Origin of the sequence: Methylobacterium sp. yr668, assembly GCF_900116245.1 — a bacterium.
Taxonomy (GTDB): domain Bacteria; phylum Pseudomonadota; class Alphaproteobacteria; order Rhizobiales; family Beijerinckiaceae; genus Methylobacterium.
The window spans coordinates 23,321-39,263 of sequence record NZ_FOZY01000011.1; the positions used below are offsets into that span (position 1 = coordinate 23,321).

Here is a 15,943-nt window from a genome sequence, read left to right on the forward strand (position 1 = left end):
GGGGCGAGGAACCGGCGGGACAGGACAGCGCCATCGGTGCCCCAGCGGGCGGGTTCGCGCAACCGCGTCGGCGCGCACGCGCCGCCCGGGACGCCGTGCGGGGCCCGCACGCCGTGTGGAGAACGCCCGGGAGAGCCCCAGAGACGCCAGCGGGACGCCCGCGCGACGTCCCCCTCAGGCGCTCCTGTCGCGGCCCGAGATCAGCCGGAGCTGCGCCGGCGGGCGCGCCGCCAGGGCGGCGGCGACCTTGCCCTCGAGTTCCCCGACGCGGAACGGCTTCAGCACGATCGCGTCGGCGCCGACGGCGCCGGCCTCGGTCAGGGCGGTGGTGTCGGCGAAGCCGGTGACGAACAGGACCGGCAGCGCCGGCCAGCGCTTCCGCACCTCCAGGGCCGTCTCGGCCCCGTTCATGCCCGGCATGGCGAAGTCCATCACGACGAGGTCGACGCCCGGATCCGCCTCCAGGGCGGCCAGGGCCTGGAGGCCCGAGGCCGCCTCGCGCACCGCGTAGCCGGCCTCGATCAGGCGGGTCGTCGTCACCTCGCGCACCTCGGCGTCGTCGTCGACCACGAGGAGCCGGGGGCCGCTCCCGGGCGGGTGCGTCCGCGCCGCCTCGGCCGCGGCCGGCAGGCGGGGCACGGCGCCCTCGGGCTCGGCGGCCCGGGGCAGGTAGACCTTGATCGAGGTGCCCTCGCCCGCGACCGTGTCGATCCGGATGCCGCCGCCGGACTGCTTGACGAAGCCGTAGACCTGGGCGAGCCCGAGACCCGACCCCTTGCCGACCTCCTTGGTGGTGAAGAACGGCTCGAACACCCGCGCCAGCACGTCGGGCGTCATCCCGGTGCCGGTGTCGCTCACCGCCACCATGACGTAGGCGCCGGGCGCCGGCTGCTCGGGCCGCGTCGGCGCCCCGGTGACGCTGACATTGGCGGTCTCGATGGCGAGCCGGCCGCCCACCGCCATCGCGTCGCGGGCGTTGATGGCGAGGTTCAGGATCACGAGCTCGATCTGGGTGGCGTCGACCAGGGCCGGCCACAAGTCGGGCTGAAGGGTCGTCTCGATCCGGACCGCGCCGCCGATCGAGCTCTGCAGCAGGTCGCGCATCGACGCGACCGTCTGGTTGAGGCTGACCGGCGTCGGCTCCAGGCGCTGGCGACGGGAGAAGGCGAGGAGCTGCGCGGTGAGCCGGGCGCCGCGCTCGGCGGCCCCGCGCATCATGGCGAGGCGGCGCTTCGAGCGGGTGTCGGACACGACCCTCTCGAGGAACTCGATGTTGCCGGCGATCACCGTCAGCAGGTTGTTGAAGTCGTGCGCGACGCCGCTCGTGAGCTGGCCGACCGCGTCCAGGCGCTGGGCGAGCCGCAGGGCGTCCTCCGCCCGCTCCCGCTCGACAATCTGGGCCTGGAGGGCCTCGTTCGCCGCGGCGAGTTCGCGGGTCCGCTCGGCGATGCGCACCTCCAGCGTCTCGTTGAGCGCCTGCAGGGCGGCCTCGGCCTCGCGCTTGTCGGCGCGGGCCCGCGCCTCGGCGAGCGCCCGGACGATCGTGCGCGGCATGCGGTCGAGGCGCTGCTTGACGACGTAGTCGGTGGCGCCGTTCTTCAGGGCCTCGACCGCGACGTCCTCGCCGAGCGTGCCCGAGCAGAAGATGAAGGGCGTGTCGGGGCACTGCGCCCGGGCGATGCCGAGGGCGCTCACGCCGTCGAAGGTCGGCAGGACGTAGTCCGCCAGGATCAGGTCGTGCCGGCCGGCGACCGCCGCGCGGGCGAAGGCGTCGCGGGTCATCACCCGCTCGATCGCGACCGGGTGCCCGAGGGTCTCCAGCTCGGCCTCGATCAGCTCGGCGTCGAGGTCGCTGTCCTCCAGGTGGAGGACCCGCAGCGGCCCCGCGGAAGGTCCGATCACGCGTTCGATGGCCAGCCTCCCCGGTACGGCGGCGGCTCGTTGAGGAGGGCCCAGAACACGCCGATCTCCTTGATCGCCGCGAAGAACTCCTCGAAGGCGACCGGCTTCACCACGAAGGCGTTCACTCCGAGATCGTAGGAGCGCACGAGGTCGGTCTCCTCGCGGGACGAGGTCAGCATCACCACCGGCACCTGGCGGGTGACCGGGTCGCCCTTGATCTTGGCGAGCACCTCCAGGCCGTCGACCTTCGGCAGCTTCAGGTCGAGCAGGACCACCGCGGGGTCCTGGGCCTGCCGCTTCTCGTGCGCGCCCCGCCGGTAGATGAAGTCGAGGGCCTCGGCGCCGTCGCGGCAGATGACGATCTCGTTGGCGAGCTGGCTCGATTCGAGCGCCGCCAGCGTCAGCTCGATGTCGTTCGGGTTGTCCTCGACCAGGAGGATGGGCTTCAGTCCCGCCATCAGTGGGCCTCCTCCCGGATGGGCAGGGTGAAGTAGAAGGTGGCGCCCGCGCCGAGCCTGCCCTCGGCCCAGGTCCGGCCGCCGTGGCGCTCGACGATGCGCCGGACATTGGCGAGGCCGATGCCCGTGCCCTCGAACTCCTCGACCCGGTGCAGCCGCTGGAACACGCCGAACAGCTTGTCGACGTAGGCCATGTCGAACCCGGCGCCGTTGTCGCGCACGAAGTAGACCGCCTCGCCCTCCCGGGGCGGGAGGCTGCCCATCGCGATCACCGCCTCCGGGGTGCCGCGGGTGTACTTCACGGCGTTCGACAGCAGGTTCTCGATGACGAGCCGCAGCATCACCGGGTCGGCATAGGCGCGGCCCAGCGGCGCGATCTCCCAGCGGATGGTCCGGTCGGGGGTGACGTCGCGCAGGACCTTCCGGCGGACCTCCTCGACCAGGGCGTTCATGTCGCCCCAGACCTTGTTGAGGGCGTGCCGGCCCATCTGCGAGAAGCTCAGCAGGCTGTCGACCAGGGTGCCGGCCGAGAAGGCCGCCTCGATGATCGTCTCCACGTAGTGCCGGCCCTTGTCGGAGAGCTGGGCGCCCTCGCGGGTCTTGAGCAGGTTCGCGTAGCCGACGATGTGGCGGAACGGCGCGCGCAGGTCGTGGCTGACCGAGTACGAGAACGCCTCCAGCTCCTTATTCGAGCGCTGCAGCTCCTCGCTCATGGCGGCGAGCTCCTCGGCCCGGCGGAGCACGATGCCGAGCACCGAGGCGCGCAGGTCCTTGGCGGCCTCCACCTCCGGGTCGGACCAGGGCAGGGAGCGGCCCTGCACGGTCTCCTTCCAGATCTCGAACGACTTGCGCGGGTGCAGCCGGTCCGGGCCGCCCTCCGGGTCGGGCCGGACGGCCTTCACGGGGTTGCCGCCCCACTTCACCGTCCGCACGACCTCGGGCCTGAACCAGAGGATGTAGCTCGCGTACTTCTTCGAGACCGAGATCGCCAGGAGGCCGCTCGCCCGGTCGGCGAAGGCGGCGGCGGCCGGGAACGCCTCCGACAGGGCCTCGGAGACGAAGACCTCCTCGGCATCCTCGCGCTCGGACAGCCACCGATAGAGGGCGCGGACCTCGCGCTCGGTCGGCGTCGCCCCGAGCAGCCGGCAGCGGTCGGCCGTAACCACCGCGGCGCCGGTCGCGTCCACCAGGGCCAGGACGTCGTCGGGGTGGTTGAGCAGGCCGTCGACGAAGCTGTCCTCCTCGGCCATGAACGCGAGGAGGCGCGCCTGCACGGCGCCCAGCGCCAGCCGCTTCTCGGACTGGGCGCCGCGCTCGCGGGCCGAGAGCTGCAGGGCGAAGATCTGGGTGAGCACGTCGCAGGCATTGCGCGCCTGGAGGGGCACGCGCCTGGGCGCGCGGTTGTGGCAGGAGATCAGGCCCCAGAGGGCGCCGTCGACGAGGATCGACACCGACATGGACGCCATCGTGCCCATGTTGCGCATGTACTCGACGTGGACCGGCGAGACCGAGCGCAGCACCGACTGGCTGAGGTCCAGCGGCTTGCCGGAGGGCGTGGTGGCCGGCCGGATCGGCACGGGGACGTAGCCGGCATCCGGGATGATGCGCAGCCGGTTCCGGCGGTAGAGCTCGCGCGCCTGGGCCGGGATGTCGGAGGCGGGGAAGCGCAGGTCGAGGTAGGAGGGCAGGACGCCGTTGCCGGCCTCCGCCAGCACCGTGCCGTGCCAGTCGCGGTCGAACCGGTAGACCAGGGCCCGGTCGAGGCCGGTGATCTGGCGGATGTCCTCGGCGACGAACTGGCAGAGGTCCTCGACGGTGCGGGCGGTCTGCAGGCGCTCGACGAAGGCCCGCAGGCGCGGGGTGAGCACGTCGACGCCGATCTCGGCCGCGGCCGCGTCGATCTCCTCCAGCTCCAGCACGACGAGTTCGTCGACCCGGTGGGCCGCGACCTCGTAGGCCTGGCGCCCGCCGGCGGTCTCCAGCGTCACCGTCCGGAGATAGAGGGCGCCGTCCTGGGGCTCCGCCGCCTCCAGGTGGTGGCGGACGACGGCCGCGAGGTCGGGCAGGGCCGCGTCGAGGACGGTGCCGACGGAGGCCGCCGCGGGGGCGTTGGCGCTCGCCTGGACGATGGTGAGGGACCGGGCCTCGAGGCCGAGCAGGAACCCGTGCGGCTGGACGCTGCCGACGATGTGGATGGGCTCGCGATCGCACGCGGTCAGGTCGAGACGCTGGGCCGCGCCGCTTCGAAGGTTCAAGCCGGGATTCGCCCCCTCACCGGGTCGGCCACAAAATTTAACGCCTGTTAACAGCCGGACCGGGCGGCTCCTATAGGCTTAAAGCACTGGTAAGGACGGCGCGCCCCGTCCGCGCCCCGTGCCCGCGCGCGGTCGCCGCCGGGCTCAGAGGGCCGGAGCCGCTTCATCCGCTCCCCGCGCGCGACGCCAGGTCGCACGGCGGGACTCCGGCGGTCCCGCGGGGCGCCGAGCCCTCTGAAGGGGTGGTGGACGCCCGGAAACCGCCCCGGCGGTCCGCTCGCCGGCGGCGAGGGACGCCGCGCCGTCAGCCGCGACCCAGCGCGTAGAATTCCGGGTTGGGCCGCATATTGCTGACGTTCGCCAGCCGGTTCGACAGGCCGAAGAAAGCCGCGATGGCGGCGATGTCCCAGGCATCCGCGTCGTCGAAGCCGTGGGCCCTGAGCGCCGCGAACGCGGCCTCCCCGACCTGGTGGGCGGACTGGCTGACCAGCATGGCGAAGTCGAGCATCGCCTTCTGCCGGTCGGTGATGTCGGCCTTGCGGTAGTTGATCGCCACCTGGTCGGCGATCAGCGGATCCTTGGCGCGGATCCGGAGGATCGCCCCGTGGGCGATCACGCAGTACTGGCACTGGTTGATGGCCGAGGTCGCTACCACGATCATCTCGCGCTCGGCCTTGGTCAGGTTGCCCGGTCGCTCCATGAGCGCGTCGTGGTATGCGAAGAACGCCCGGAACTCGTCCGGACGGTGGGCGAGCACCAGGAACACGTTCGGGATGAAGCCGGACTTCTCCTGCACCGCCTCGATCCGCGCGCGGATGTCGTCCGGCAGCGTCTCCAGGCGGGGGATCGGGAAGCGGCCGATCGGGGCGTCTTCGGCTGGCACGGGCGCTCCTCGCAGATCGTCGCGGATCGAGCCGGCGCCCGGGGCCGCCGGCCATCCCGGGCAGCCGATAGACCGAACGGTCGCGGCGGCGCAATCGCGCGCGGCCGCCGACGGCGGTGTCTTCTCACAGCCTCGACCTGACGCCTCGACCTGACATGGCCCTCTCGGTCGGCCTCAACTCTGCCCGAAAGCTTCCATTCGGTCCGTCCGAGATTCGGCGGTGCGCGTGCGGGCGCGCCGCGGGGAGGATGGTGTGCCGCGACCGATGACGCCTTCGCCGAAGCGCTCACCGCCCTGGGGCGGCGGATCGAGGCCCGTCTCCCACCGGGACCGACGGTTGCCGAGCCCGCTCCGCGACTGAGCCGGAGGCGTGACCGGATCGTCCGAGACCCGCCCGCCGATCGCTGACCGGCGACGCGCCGGTTCTCACCCCGCCCCGCACCGACGGATCCAACCCGCGAGCCCGACAGCCGTGCGAATCCCATCCACGCCCCGCGTCCCGCGCCTGACCCTGCTCCTGCCGGTGATCCTGTCGGCGGCCCTGTCGGCCCTGTCGTCGGCCCTGCCGCGTCCGGCCCGGGCCGACGACAGCGTCGCGACCCTCGCGACCGGCGGTCTCGTCCTGGAGAAGACGGACCGGATCGCCCTCGTCTCCGAGGACCTCTTCCTGTCCGAGAAGGCGGTGCGGATCGTCTACCGCTTTCGCAACCTGACCGACCGGGACGTCGAGACGACGATCGCGTTCCCGATGCCCGACATCTCCGGGGGTCCCGACGCGATGCTGAGCATCGCCGACCCGAAGCACGACAACTTCCTCCGTTTCACCACCGAGGTCGACGGCCGGCCGGTCGACTCGCAGGTCGAGCAGCGCGCCTTCGTCACGCCGGCCGGCAAGCCGGAGGTCGAGGTGACCGGGCGGCTGCGGAGCCTCGGCATCCCCCTCGTCCCGACGGTCGAGGCGACCGAGGCCGCGCTGGCCGCCCTCGGCGCGGATCAGCGCCGCGGCCTCGTGGCGGACGGCCTCCTGGAGCCCCAGGACATGGGCAAGGGCACGACGAGCCTGTTCCCGGTCTGGACCTTGCGGTCGAAGTTCTGGCGCCGGCAGGTCTTCCCGGCGGGCCGCGACGTCGTCGTCCGGCAGAGCTACGTTCCGGGCGTCGGCGGCCTCTCCAGCCTGTCGTTCGGGACCCCGACCGAGGGCGCCGACGAGAAGGCCGAGTACGCGCGGAAATACTGCACGGACGCGGCCTTCCTGAAGGCGGCCCAGGGGCTCGCCCGCAGGATCGCGGCGGCGGGCGGGCAGGGGGTGCAGGCCTTCGAGCAGTACCTGTCCTACGTGATCACCTCCGGCGGCAACTGGGCCGGGCCGATCGGCACGTTCAAGCTGACCGTGGACAAGGGCGATCCGACGACGCTCGTGTCGTTCTGCGCCACCGGACTCCGCAAGACCGGCCCGACGACCTTCGAGAGCGTCGTGACGGATTACGTGCCTCGGCGCGACATCGACATCCTGATGCTCAAGACCACGACGGGCCGATGAGCGGCGGCGCGCCATCCTGCCCGGATCCGGAAGGCCCGACGGCCGATCGCGTCCAGACCGCCACAGGAGGGATATCCGTGCGTAGCCAAGCCCGTCCGGCGCGCCTGAGCCCGCGATCGTTCCCCCGATCGATCCTCCGATCCGGCCTCGTCGGCGCAGTCTGTGCGCTCGGCACCGTCGGCGCCCGGGCGGCGCCGGATTGCGCCGGGATTCGGGACAGGGTCGAGACGCTGATCTGTGCCGACCCCGCCCTGACGCGGCTGGACGAGGAACTCAGGCGCCTGTTCGACCGGATCGTGGGCGAGACGCGCGGGGTCGACGGCGAGACCGGCCAGGCGATCGACACCTTCGGCGAGGACCACGCGCGCTGGCGCGCGCGGGTCCGCGATGCCTGCCCGGACACGGCCTGCCTGACGCGGGCCTACACCGCGCGGATCGCGCAGGTCCGGCGCGACTGGAGCCGGGCGCTGCCGGACACGCCGGCGCTGCGCCACGTGGTCAACGCCCGTTTCGGCTTCTCCGTCGACGTGCCCGCCGACCTCGTCGCGGAGCCGCCGCCGGACAACGGCGACGGGCAGGCCTTCCGCTCGGCCGACGGCCACCTGCACCTGACGGTGTCGGGCCTGAACGACGTGCTCGACCAGGATCTCGACGCCGTCGTGGCCGCGGACCGGAAGACCTGCCTGCGGCAGCCGCCGGAATACGCGGCGCGCAAGCCCGGCTGGATCGTGCTCTCCTGCACGACGGCGGCCGGGATCCTGTATCGGAAGACCCTGCTGGCGGGCGGCCGCGGCGGCGCCTTCGTCACCCTGCGCGTCCGCTACCCCGCGGCCGAGCAGGCGCGCTGGCAGGCGGCCGTCACCGCGGCCGCGACCTCGCTGCGGCTGACGGAACCGGGCCGGAGCGCCCGCTGACGGGGGCCCGGGTCCCGGACGCCCCCGGTCACCGCGAGAAGGTCGTGGCCGTCTGCGCGGTCGACACCATCATGTTGTAGTCGTTCACGATCCAGGTCACGTCGCGCCCGGCGCCGCGCCGGGCGTCGCCCCTGGCCTTGGCGAGCTTGTCGTCGAACTCGCGCAGCTTGCCCAGGAGCGCGCGCGGCCGGCTCTCGAACACGTGGAAGGAGTTCGGGTTGGCGGCGCTGTACCCGTCCATGTCCTTCACGGCGACGGCGTAGCGCCCGAGCGCGGCGTCGAAGGCCGCCATGTCGACGACCGGCTTGGCGTCGGTGGGCAGCAGGTCCATGACCTTGCGGCAGGCGGTCATCACGTTCGCGACGTGCCAGCGCGCCTTGCGGCCCTCCCGCGCCTCGATGGCGGCGAGTTCCAGCGCGTCGCTCTTCTCCTTCTCGACCCGCAGCGCGGCGTCGACCTTGGCGCGCGCCGCCAGGAAGGCCGGCCCCGCGACGGCGAGCTTGGCGTGGAGCGCCTTGCCCTGCTCCATCTTGTCCGCGCGGTAATCCTGCCGCTCGTAGTAGCCCTCCGCCTCGGTGACCGTCGGGGCGAGCGCCTGATAGGCGGCGATGTAGGTCTTCACGGCGCCGTCGAGGTCCGGCATCGCGGGCGGCTGCGCCGTCGCGGCCTCCGCCTTCGCGATCTCGCCGCGCACGTCGTAGAGCCCGTAGAGGCCGTAGATGATCCGCTCGCGGCCGGTCGGACCGGTCTTCATGTTGACCCAGCTCTGATAGCGGCCGAGCGATTCCTGCGCCCGCAGGGTCCGGTTGAGGAGCCCGACATAGGCGTTGAGCTTGCGGATCGTCTCCTGAGCCGGATCGCTCTCGGGCTTGGTCGCCGGCCCCACCGGTGCCGGGGCAGGGGCCTGCGCGGGGGCCTGCGCGCGGGCTGGGGCGGCGGCGAGCAGCGCCGTCAGCATCAACCAAGTCGTCGTTCTCAGGCTCGTCGCTCTCATGGGCGCTGGGGATCCTCCGGATGGTTCTGCCCCTGTAGCCGGCGTTCCGCGCGAAGACCAGACGCGGGATCGGGTCGATCGCGCCCAATAGATCTCTCGGGATCGACAGCGGCGCGTCTATCGGGGCGTTCGACGATCACATCCCCGATCATCGTCACGGGGACGATGATCTCGCGGGGCGTCGGAGCGCGAGGCCGGGAAGTCCATCGCGGGTGCCCGGAGCGTCTTCCCGGGCCTGCGGCGCGATCCGCCTCGTCCCGCGGCGGCGGATCGGGTAGAGGATCGGCCGATGCTCGACGGCCATCCCCGCATCCTGGCTGACCTGCGCGCCCGGCTGGCCGAGCCGCACCGGGTCTATCACGGCCAGGCGCATATCGACGCGCTCCTGGAGGCGTTCCGCGCCCGCCGCGGGACGGTCCGGGATCCCGACGCGGTCGAACTGGCGATCTGGTTCCACGACGCCGTCTACCGGCCGGGCGCCCCGGACAACGAGCGCCGCAGCGCGGCGCTCCTGCGGGCGCTGCCGGAGGGCGCGGTCCCGGCGCCCGCGCTGGCGGCGGCCGAGACGATGATCCTGGCGACCGAGCGGCACGCCGTCCCGGACGGTCTCCCGGCCGCGCTCGCCGCGGACGTCGCGCTCTTCCTCGACATGGACATGGCGATCCTGGGTGCGGCGCCCGCCGCCTACGACGGCTACGCCGCCGGCGTGGCGCGGGAATTCGTCCCGGTCGTGGGCGCGGCCGCCTACCGGCAGGGGCGCGCGGCCTTCCTGCGGGGGGCCCTCGCATCCGGCCGGCCGCTGTTCGTCACCGCCCGGGCCCGGGCGGCGCTGGAGGGGCCGGCGCGGTCGAACATGCGGCGGGAGCTCGCGGCGCTGGGCCGGTGAGCCGCAGCGGCTCGGGACCCGGTCACGGATCGATGAGGTGCGGCACGAAGCGGGCCCGGTCGGTGGTGATGAGGCCGTCCGACTCGCGCAGGCACAGGCCGGCGGGCCGGTCGCCGACCATCCAGCTGCCGACCAGCGCGCGGCGGCCCGCGAAATCGGGCAGCTCCGCCAGGGCCTGCCGCACGTAGCCCTCGCCGCCGTAGGGCCCCTCGTCGCGCGCCGCGACGGCGCCGTCGCGCACGATCAGCACGTTGGCGCCCTCGCGCCCGTAGAGGGGCTTCTTCACGAAGCTCCGGCCCAGCGCGGCCTTGGCCGGATCCTCCTCGAAATAGGTCGGCAGCAGGTTGGGATGGCCCGGCGCCATCGCCCAGAGATGGGCCAGCAGCCCCTTGTTGGAGAGCACCGCCTTCCAGGGCGGCTCCAGGAACCGGGTCGTGGCCGCGCCGACCGCGCGGCCGAACGGGTCGGCGAACATCCACTCCCACGGGTAGAGCTTGAACAGGCAGCCGATCGGGGCGCCGGCCGCGTCCACGAAGCGCCCGTCCGCGTCGAGCCCGATCGCCTCGACCGGCAGGAAGGGGGCGGGGCGGCCGGCCTGGAGCGCGCAGTCCTGGAGATAGGCCAGCGTGCCGCGATCCTCCGGCGCGTCGGGGAAGCCCGCGAAGGCGACGCCCTCCGGGGGCGCCACGGCGGCGAGGCGCGCCACCAGCGCCTCGTGCAGGGTGTTGAACTGGTCGGCGCCGGCGGGGAGGCGCCCCCGCGCCAGCCCGTCCTCCAGCCAGAGCCACTGGAAGACCGCGCTCTCGTAGAGGGCGGTGGGCGTGTCGGCGTTGTACTCGAGGAGCTTGGCCGGCCCGTCGCCCCCGTAACTGAAGTCGAAGCGCCCGTAGAGGCTGGGATCGCGCCGCGCCCAGCTCGCCCGGATCGCGTCCCAGGCGTGCTCGGGGATCCGCAGCGAGGCGAGGATCGCCGCGTCCCGGACCGCCCGGTCCACGAAGGCGAGGCAGAGGTCGTGCAGCGCGGCGCTCGGCGCCTCGATGGCGTCCTCGATCTCCGCGAGGCTGAAGGCGTAGTAGGCGCTCTCGTCCCAGTAGGGGGCGCCGTCGAACGTGTGGAAGGTGAAGCCGGCCCGCGCGGCGTGCTGGCGCCAGTCGGGCCGCTCCGGGACCGGCACGCGGCGCATCAGCCGCCCCCGAACCCGCCCCCGAACCCGCCGGCACGGCCGCCCGAGCCTCCGGAGAACGCCGTCGCCCGCCCGGTGCCGCCGAAGCCGCCGCGGCTGATCGTGCGCGGGGTCGCGCTCGTGGTGCGGGCGACCGAGGCGGGGACGTGGACCCGCGAGGCGCCGCCCGCGTAGGCGACCCGCCCGCCCGCACCGGTGCAGTAGCCGCCGCCGTGCCCGGCCGTCGCGGCCCCGGCCTCGTCGCGCTCCTCCTCGGGCGCGTGCGGGTAGAGCGGCTGGACCGGCAGGTCCTGCGCGTCCGTGCGCCCCATCATGAAGGCGGCCATCACCGGCAGGTAGCGGCCGCGTGCGGCCTCCGTGACCTGCGCGCCCGGGGTGCAGCCGCCGGTCCCGTGGTGGCGCTGGCAATCGGCCTCGGTCTCGTAGCGCGGCGCCGTCGCCGCGTAGGTCTCCTGCGCGCTCGTGTAGGCGGCGATGCAGGCCTCGGCGCCGCGCAGCTGCTGGGCGATGCAGGCGCCGAGCGTCCCGTAGACGAGCGCCTCCTCCTCGCGCTGGGACGGGTCGAGGCCGCCGAGCGTCAGCGCGGCCGCGCCGGCACCGGCGACCAGGACCAGCGACACGGCGGCCGAGCGCTTGGAGCGGCGGGTGGCGGCGAAGCCGGTCCCGGGCCCGCCGGCGGCGGCGTCACCGGAAGCGGCGGGAGGTGGCGCGGTCTCCGTCACCGGCCCCTCAATAGGTCATCGAGGCGGCGTTCACGACGCCGCCCGCCAGCGAGGCCGCGCCGAGGAGGATCGCGGCGGCGGCGCGGTCCTCCTCGATGCGCCGCGACAGGTCCGGCACCGCGAGGCGCACGAGCCAGTAGATCGCGATCTGGATCACCAGGGCGATCAGCCCCCAGATCAGGCAGTCGAGCAGCGACCGCGCGTTGTAGATCGCCACCGCCAGCGGCAGGGTGAAGCCGACCAGGCTCCCGCCCAGCGCGACGGCGGCCGCCGTCACGTCCCGGCGGATCAGCGCGAGCTCGTTGTGCGCGGTGGCGAGGGTGTAGATCAGCAGGTAGAGGCCGATCAGCCCGGTCGCGGTGCCGAGATAGAGCAGGAAATCGGGCAGTCCGGAGACCAGGGTCACGCAAGACCCGCCGTCTCGCCGGTTCCGATCGTCGCGAGCATCGCGGCCGGACAGGTCTCCCGGTCGAATCGCCCGACACGCGAAGCGGATGTCGGGGCTGATTGCTGCGCGCGGGACCGATTCACACGCGCGAATCCACGCAATTTCCCGCGCGGTGTCAAGCTTGTCGGGGATTTCAGGGGGTTAGACTGGCGGCAATACGCGCAGGACCCGCCTCGAAGGGCCCGCCTCGGAGGACCGGCCGCTACCAGACCAGCCGCTCGATCACCGCGTCCGGATGCACCGCCTGCCGGCCGAGCCATTCCGCCACGTCGCCCAGGCGGTGATGCGCGGCCGTGACGCCGAGTTCCTCCGCGTGGATGCCGCGGGCCACGAGCAGGCTGGCGATGCCGATGCCGCGGGCGCCGGCGATGTCGGTGCGGATCGCGTCGCCGATCGCCAGGACCCGCGCCGGGTCCACCGGGGCCCCGGTGAGCGCTGCTCCGGTGAGCGCCGCCCCCTTGGCGAGCGCCGCCTCGTAGACCGGGCGGTGCGGCTTGCCGGCGTAGACCACGGGGCCGCCGATCTCCGCGTAGGCCGCCGCGAGCAGGCCCGCGCAGGGGATCAGGCGGTTGCCGCTCTCCACGACGAGGTCGGGATTGGCGCAGATCATCGTCAGCCCTCGGGCCGCCAGGCGCTCCAGCTCCGGCCGGTAATCGTCGGGGGTCTCGCTGCGGTCGTCGAACAGGCCGGTGCAGACGACGAGGTCGGCCTCCGCCTCCGGGACGAGGCTGAGGTCGAGCCCCTGGAAGATGCCGAGGTCGCGCTCCGGCCCGAGATGCCGGATCCGGGCACCCGGGCGCGCGGCGATCAGGTCGTGGGTGAGGTCGCCCGAGGTCAGGATCGCGTCGTAGGCCTCCCGCGGCACGCCGAACCGGTCGAGGATGCGGCCGACGCCGTCGCCGGGCCGGGGCGCGTTCGAGACGAGGACGACCCGGCGCGGCCGCGCGCCCGGGAGGGTGCGGAAGCGGATCAGCGCCTCGCCCGCGGCCGTGTGGGCCTTCTGGCCGTCGTGCAGCACGCCCCAGACGTCGCAGAGGATCAGGTCGTACCGGTCGGCGACCTCGGCGAGGCCCTGGAGGGTCGGGATCGGCGCGGGGGTGGTGCTCATGGGAGGTCCTGGGGAGGTCCTGGATGCAAAAGGTCCGGGACCTTTTGTGGGGGCAGGGCAGCGCCCTGCGATACAGCAGGGCCGCGCCCTGACAACCCGCCAGCGCGCGCGGCCCTCCGGAGACCCCTTACGGGCGCCCCGCCGGTCCCAGCCGGTGCTCGGCGAAGAAGTCGAGCATCGCCCGGGACGCGTCGGGCCCCTCGGGATCCGTATAGCTGCCGTCGGGGCGGCCCCCGGACCAGGCGTGGCCGGCGCCGCGCACCCGCCAATCCTCGACCACGACCCGGCCCGCCTCGTCCCGGTAGCGGGTGCGGGTGAAGGGGTGGCCGCGGCCCTCGAAGGTCTCCGACCGCGGCGTCAGCCCGGCGACCTTGGCCTGGGCCAGCACCTGGTCGGCGTTGCGCACGCTCACCGTGCCGTCGTCCTCGCCGTGGAAGATGATCGTCGGGACGCGGGTCGCGGGCGCCGGGGTGCCGAAGGCGGTCGGGGCGCCGAGGCCCGGGGCGCCGACCTGCATGGCCATCAGCGCCGAGCCGAGGTCCCGGGCGCAGCCGGCCGCGAGGCCCGAATGCACGCCGACGGCGGCGTAGAGATCCGGATAGGCGCGGGCGATGTTGAGGGCGGCGGCGCCGCCGGCCGACAGGCCGGCGATGTAGACCCGGGCCGGGTCGATCGGGTGCTCCGCCATGATCGCGCGGGTGAGGCCCGCGATGATCGCCGGCTCGCCCGCGCCGCGGCCCTGGTCCCGGGGCTCGTACCAGTTCCAGCAGCGCTGGGCGTGGGCCTGGCGGCTCTGGGCCGGGTAGGCCACGAACACGCCGGCGCGCTCGGCGAGGGTGTTCATGCCGGTGCCGGCGGCGAAATCGTCCGGGTTCTGCGTGCAGCCGTGCAGCATCACGATCAGCGGCGCCGCCCGGTCCGGGTGGCTCGGGATGAACAGCTTGTACTCGCGGGTGCCGGCGGGCTCGGCATGGGTCAGGGACACGAAGCGGCCCCCGGTCCCGCCCGCCCGGTCGGCGGGCGGCGGGGCCGGCGACCGGAGCGGGTTGCCGAGCCCCTTCAGCACCGGCGCGAGCCCGCGCACGACCTGCCCCACCACCTCGCGCATCCGCGTCCCGGACTCCGCCGCGGGACTGCGCGTCTCGGCGGAAGGCGCGTCGCGGCGCGCGGGAGGCTGCGGCGCGGCCGACGGATCGGCGGGCGGAGCCTTCTGCCCCCCGAGGCTGCGCTGGATGAGGGCGGTCGCCTCCTCAAGCCGGCCGAGGCCGGTCAGGCGGGTGGCCTCGATCATGTCGGCGAAGGGTGACGGGCCGGTCTTGTCGTCGCGCTGTCCGTCGCGACTGCCGAAATCCTCGGTCATGCGTGCGCGCCTCACTGCCTCAGCATCTCCGTCACGGCCGGATCCGGCGCGCCCGTGCCTCCCCCAAGGGAACGCACCTGCACCGCGCGGGCCAGCCTCCGTCACCCCGCGAGAGGCTCCGTCGACGGCGTTTTGTGCATTGCAATAAACGCCCCTGTGCGATGCGGCAACAGCCGGCGGCGCGCGGCAGGCGTGCGGATCGGAGAGCGGGACGGACCGGCGATCAGGCCGGATCGTCCGCCCCGATATACTCGGCCCAGATCGCGGCAGGACCGAGGCTCGCGCGGAAGCTGTCGTGTCGGGCGCGCTCTGCATCCGTGAGGCGAGACCGGTAGGGGCGGGGCGCCGCCGGAGCCGCCGACGCCAGGGCCGCCGAGCCGGCCACCGGGGCGGCTGTCGCGGCCTCCAGGAGGCCGAGGCTGGTCTGCTTGCCGCCGAGCAGCTCGACGTAGACCTCGGCCAGGATCTGCGCGTCGAGGAGCGCCCCGTGCTTGGTGCGCCGGGTGTTGTCGATGCCGTAGCGGCTGCAGAGGGCGTCGAGGTTGTTGGCCGCACCCGGGTGCTTGCGCCGGGCCATCGGCAGGGTGTCGACGACGTCCTCCAGCTGGATCGGCGGCGGGGCGTTCGCGCCGAGCCGGGCGTATTCCATGTTGAGGAAGCCGACGTCGAAGGGCGCGTTGTGGATCACGAGCCGCCCGTCGGCCAGGAAGGCCAGCAACTCGCCGACGATCTCGGCGAAGAGCGGCTTGTCGGCGAGGAACGCGTCGGACAGGCCGTGGACGTTGAAGGCGCCCTCGGAGACCGGCCGCTGCGGGTTGCAGTAGCGGTGGAAGGTCCGGCCGGTGGGGATGTGGTTGAGGAGCTCCACCGCGCCGATCTCGATCAGCCGGTCGCCTCCCTTCGCCTCCGTGCCGGTGGTCTCGGTGTCGAGGACGATCTCGCGCAGCATGGGTCTCGCGACTCGCGGGGGGGTGGGGGCGGACCCTAGCGGGATAAGCCCGAGCGGTTAACCCGCCCTGCACGGCCGTCCCCGTCCATCACCGTCGACCAACCGTCGAGCGCCTCGCCCTACCGAGAGGTGTTGCGGTAGACGCAGACGGGTCCCCGGTCCTCGTAGCCGCCCGGGCAGGCGGTGACGCAGGCGCCGGCCGCGACCTTCTTCGGCGGCGGGCAGTTGGCGGCGTACTGGGCCTGCGCGGGCCCGGCCGCCAGCAGCGCGAGAAGGGTTGCGGCCCGGATGCCGCCCGACCGAATGCGATCAATCCCGCCCCAGCGCCGCGCCATCACGTC

Annotated in this window: 15 protein-coding genes; 3 read left to right on the forward strand and 12 right to left on the reverse strand. The window is 73.6% G+C overall.

Annotated features, from left to right (window positions below; all coding sequences use genetic code 11):
* Nucleotides 1-174: 174 nt before the first annotated feature.
* The 4 genes from BM419_RS15495 to BM419_RS15510 all read right to left on the reverse strand — a co-directional run bounded on the left by BM419_RS15495 (nt 175) and on the right by BM419_RS15510 (nt 5,498).
* On the reverse strand, nt 175-1,902 hold the full coding sequence (locus tag BM419_RS15495; protein ID WP_020094075.1) for a hybrid sensor histidine kinase/response regulator: 1,728 nt from the start codon (nt 1,900-1,902) through the stop codon (nt 175-177).
* Entirely contained in the window at nt 1,899-2,360 is a 462-nt protein-coding gene (locus BM419_RS15500) for a response regulator (RefSeq protein WP_020094074.1), read from the reverse strand. Before BM419_RS15500 ends, BM419_RS15495 begins: the two co-directional genes overlap by 4 nt.
* Complete coding sequence (locus tag BM419_RS15505; RefSeq protein WP_091926940.1) at nt 2,360-4,615, reverse strand: ATP-binding protein; 2,256 nt, start codon at nt 4,613-4,615, stop codon at nt 2,360-2,362. The genes BM419_RS15500 and BM419_RS15505 overlap by 1 nt, the downstream gene beginning before the upstream one ends.
* A gap of 304 nt (nt 4,616-4,919) precedes the next feature.
* On the reverse strand, nt 4,920-5,498 hold the full coding sequence (locus tag BM419_RS15510; protein WP_091926941.1) for a peroxidase-related enzyme: 579 nt from the start codon (nt 5,496-5,498) through the stop codon (nt 4,920-4,922).
* Between the two features lie 472 nt (nt 5,499-5,970).
* On the opposite strand from BM419_RS15510, the gene BM419_RS15515 reads away from it, so the two are divergent.
* Both BM419_RS15515 and BM419_RS15520 read left to right on the forward strand, forming a co-directional pair.
* A complete protein-coding gene (locus BM419_RS15515; protein WP_091926942.1) occupies nt 5,971-7,038 on the forward strand; it encodes a DUF4424 domain-containing protein in 1,068 nt (355 codons plus the stop codon).
* A 77-nt stretch (nt 7,039-7,115) separates the two neighbouring features.
* Nucleotides 7,116-7,952 (forward strand): lysozyme inhibitor LprI family protein, encoded by an 837-nt coding sequence (locus BM419_RS15520; protein ID WP_091926943.1) that lies wholly within the window; start codon nt 7,116-7,118, stop codon nt 7,950-7,952.
* A gap of 28 nt (nt 7,953-7,980) precedes the next feature.
* Here the strand turns inward: BM419_RS15520 and BM419_RS15525 are convergent, their stop codons facing one another.
* Nucleotides 7,981-8,946, reverse strand: a complete 966-nt coding sequence (locus BM419_RS15525; RefSeq protein WP_091926944.1) for a YiiG family protein — start codon at nt 8,944-8,946, stop codon at nt 7,981-7,983.
* A gap of 289 nt (nt 8,947-9,235) precedes the next feature.
* Here BM419_RS15525 and BM419_RS15530 point away from each other — a divergent pair, with 289 nt between their 5' ends.
* Entirely contained in the window at nt 9,236-9,832 is a 597-nt protein-coding gene (locus tag BM419_RS15530; RefSeq protein WP_091926945.1) for an HD domain-containing protein, read from the forward strand.
* 22 nt (nt 9,833-9,854) lie between these two features.
* On the opposite strand, the gene BM419_RS15535 is transcribed toward BM419_RS15530, so the two are convergent.
* From BM419_RS15535 to BM419_RS15565, 7 genes are all read right to left on the reverse strand, one after another.
* A complete protein-coding gene (locus tag BM419_RS15535) occupies nt 9,855-11,015 on the reverse strand; it encodes a glutathionylspermidine synthase family protein (protein WP_091926946.1) in 1,161 nt (386 codons plus the stop codon).
* Nucleotides 11,015-11,737: a DUF1190 domain-containing protein gene (locus BM419_RS15540; protein ID WP_091926947.1), complete on the reverse strand. Its 723-nt coding sequence runs from the start codon at nt 11,735-11,737 to the stop codon at nt 11,015-11,017. The genes BM419_RS15535 and BM419_RS15540 overlap by 1 nt, the downstream gene beginning before the upstream one ends.
* 7 nt (nt 11,738-11,744) lie before the next feature.
* The gene (locus BM419_RS15545; protein WP_020094066.1) at nt 11,745-12,143 is read right to left on the reverse strand and encodes a DUF350 domain-containing protein; all 399 of its coding nucleotides are present in this window, start codon (nt 12,141-12,143) and stop codon (nt 11,745-11,747) included.
* A gap of 244 nt (nt 12,144-12,387) precedes the next feature.
* Complete coding sequence (locus BM419_RS15550; protein WP_091926948.1) at nt 12,388-13,293, reverse strand: TIGR01459 family HAD-type hydrolase; 906 nt, start codon at nt 13,291-13,293, stop codon at nt 12,388-12,390.
* 127 nt (nt 13,294-13,420) lie between these two features.
* Nucleotides 13,421-14,653, reverse strand: coding sequence for an extracellular catalytic domain type 1 short-chain-length polyhydroxyalkanoate depolymerase (locus tag BM419_RS15555; RefSeq protein WP_091926949.1), 1,233 nt, complete (start codon nt 14,651-14,653; stop codon nt 13,421-13,423).
* A 223-nt stretch (nt 14,654-14,876) separates the two neighbouring features.
* Nucleotides 14,877-15,602, reverse strand: coding sequence for a DNA polymerase III subunit epsilon (dnaQ, locus tag BM419_RS15560; protein ID WP_056533619.1), 726 nt, complete (start codon nt 15,600-15,602; stop codon nt 14,877-14,879).
* A gap of 119 nt (nt 15,603-15,721) precedes the next feature.
* Nucleotides 15,722-15,937, reverse strand: a complete 216-nt coding sequence (locus BM419_RS15565; RefSeq protein ID WP_091681050.1) for a hypothetical protein — start codon at nt 15,935-15,937, stop codon at nt 15,722-15,724.
* Between the last annotated feature and the right edge of the window lie 6 nt (nt 15,938-15,943).

Bases quoted from the DNA above. Each gene is read 5' to 3' on its own strand.
- BM419_RS15500 (WP_020094074.1), bottom strand. From the start codon at position 2,360: ATGGCGGGACTGAAGCCCATCCTCCTGGTCGAGGACAACCCGAACGAC.
- BM419_RS15535 (WP_091926946.1), bottom strand. From the start codon at position 11,015: ATGCGCCGCGTGCCGGTCCCGGAGCGGCCCGACTGGCGCCAGCACGCC.
- BM419_RS15525 (WP_091926944.1), bottom strand. From the start codon at position 8,946: ATGAGAGCGACGAGCCTGAGAACGACGACTTGGTTGATGCTGACGGCG.
- BM419_RS15550 (WP_091926948.1), bottom strand. From the start codon at position 13,293: ATGAGCACCACCCCCGCGCCGATCCCGACCCTCCAGGGCCTCGCCGAG.
- dnaQ (WP_056533619.1), bottom strand. From the start codon at position 15,602: ATGCTGCGCGAGATCGTCCTCGACACCGAGACCACCGGCACGGAGGCG.
- BM419_RS15530 (WP_091926945.1), top strand. From the start codon at position 9,236: ATGCTCGACGGCCATCCCCGCATCCTGGCTGACCTGCGCGCCCGGCTG.
- BM419_RS15555 (WP_091926949.1), bottom strand. From the start codon at position 14,653: ATGACCGAGGATTTCGGCAGTCGCGACGGACAGCGCGACGACAAGACC.
- BM419_RS15565 (WP_091681050.1), bottom strand. From the start codon at position 15,937: ATGGCGCGGCGCTGGGGCGGGATTGATCGCATTCGGTCGGGCGGCATC.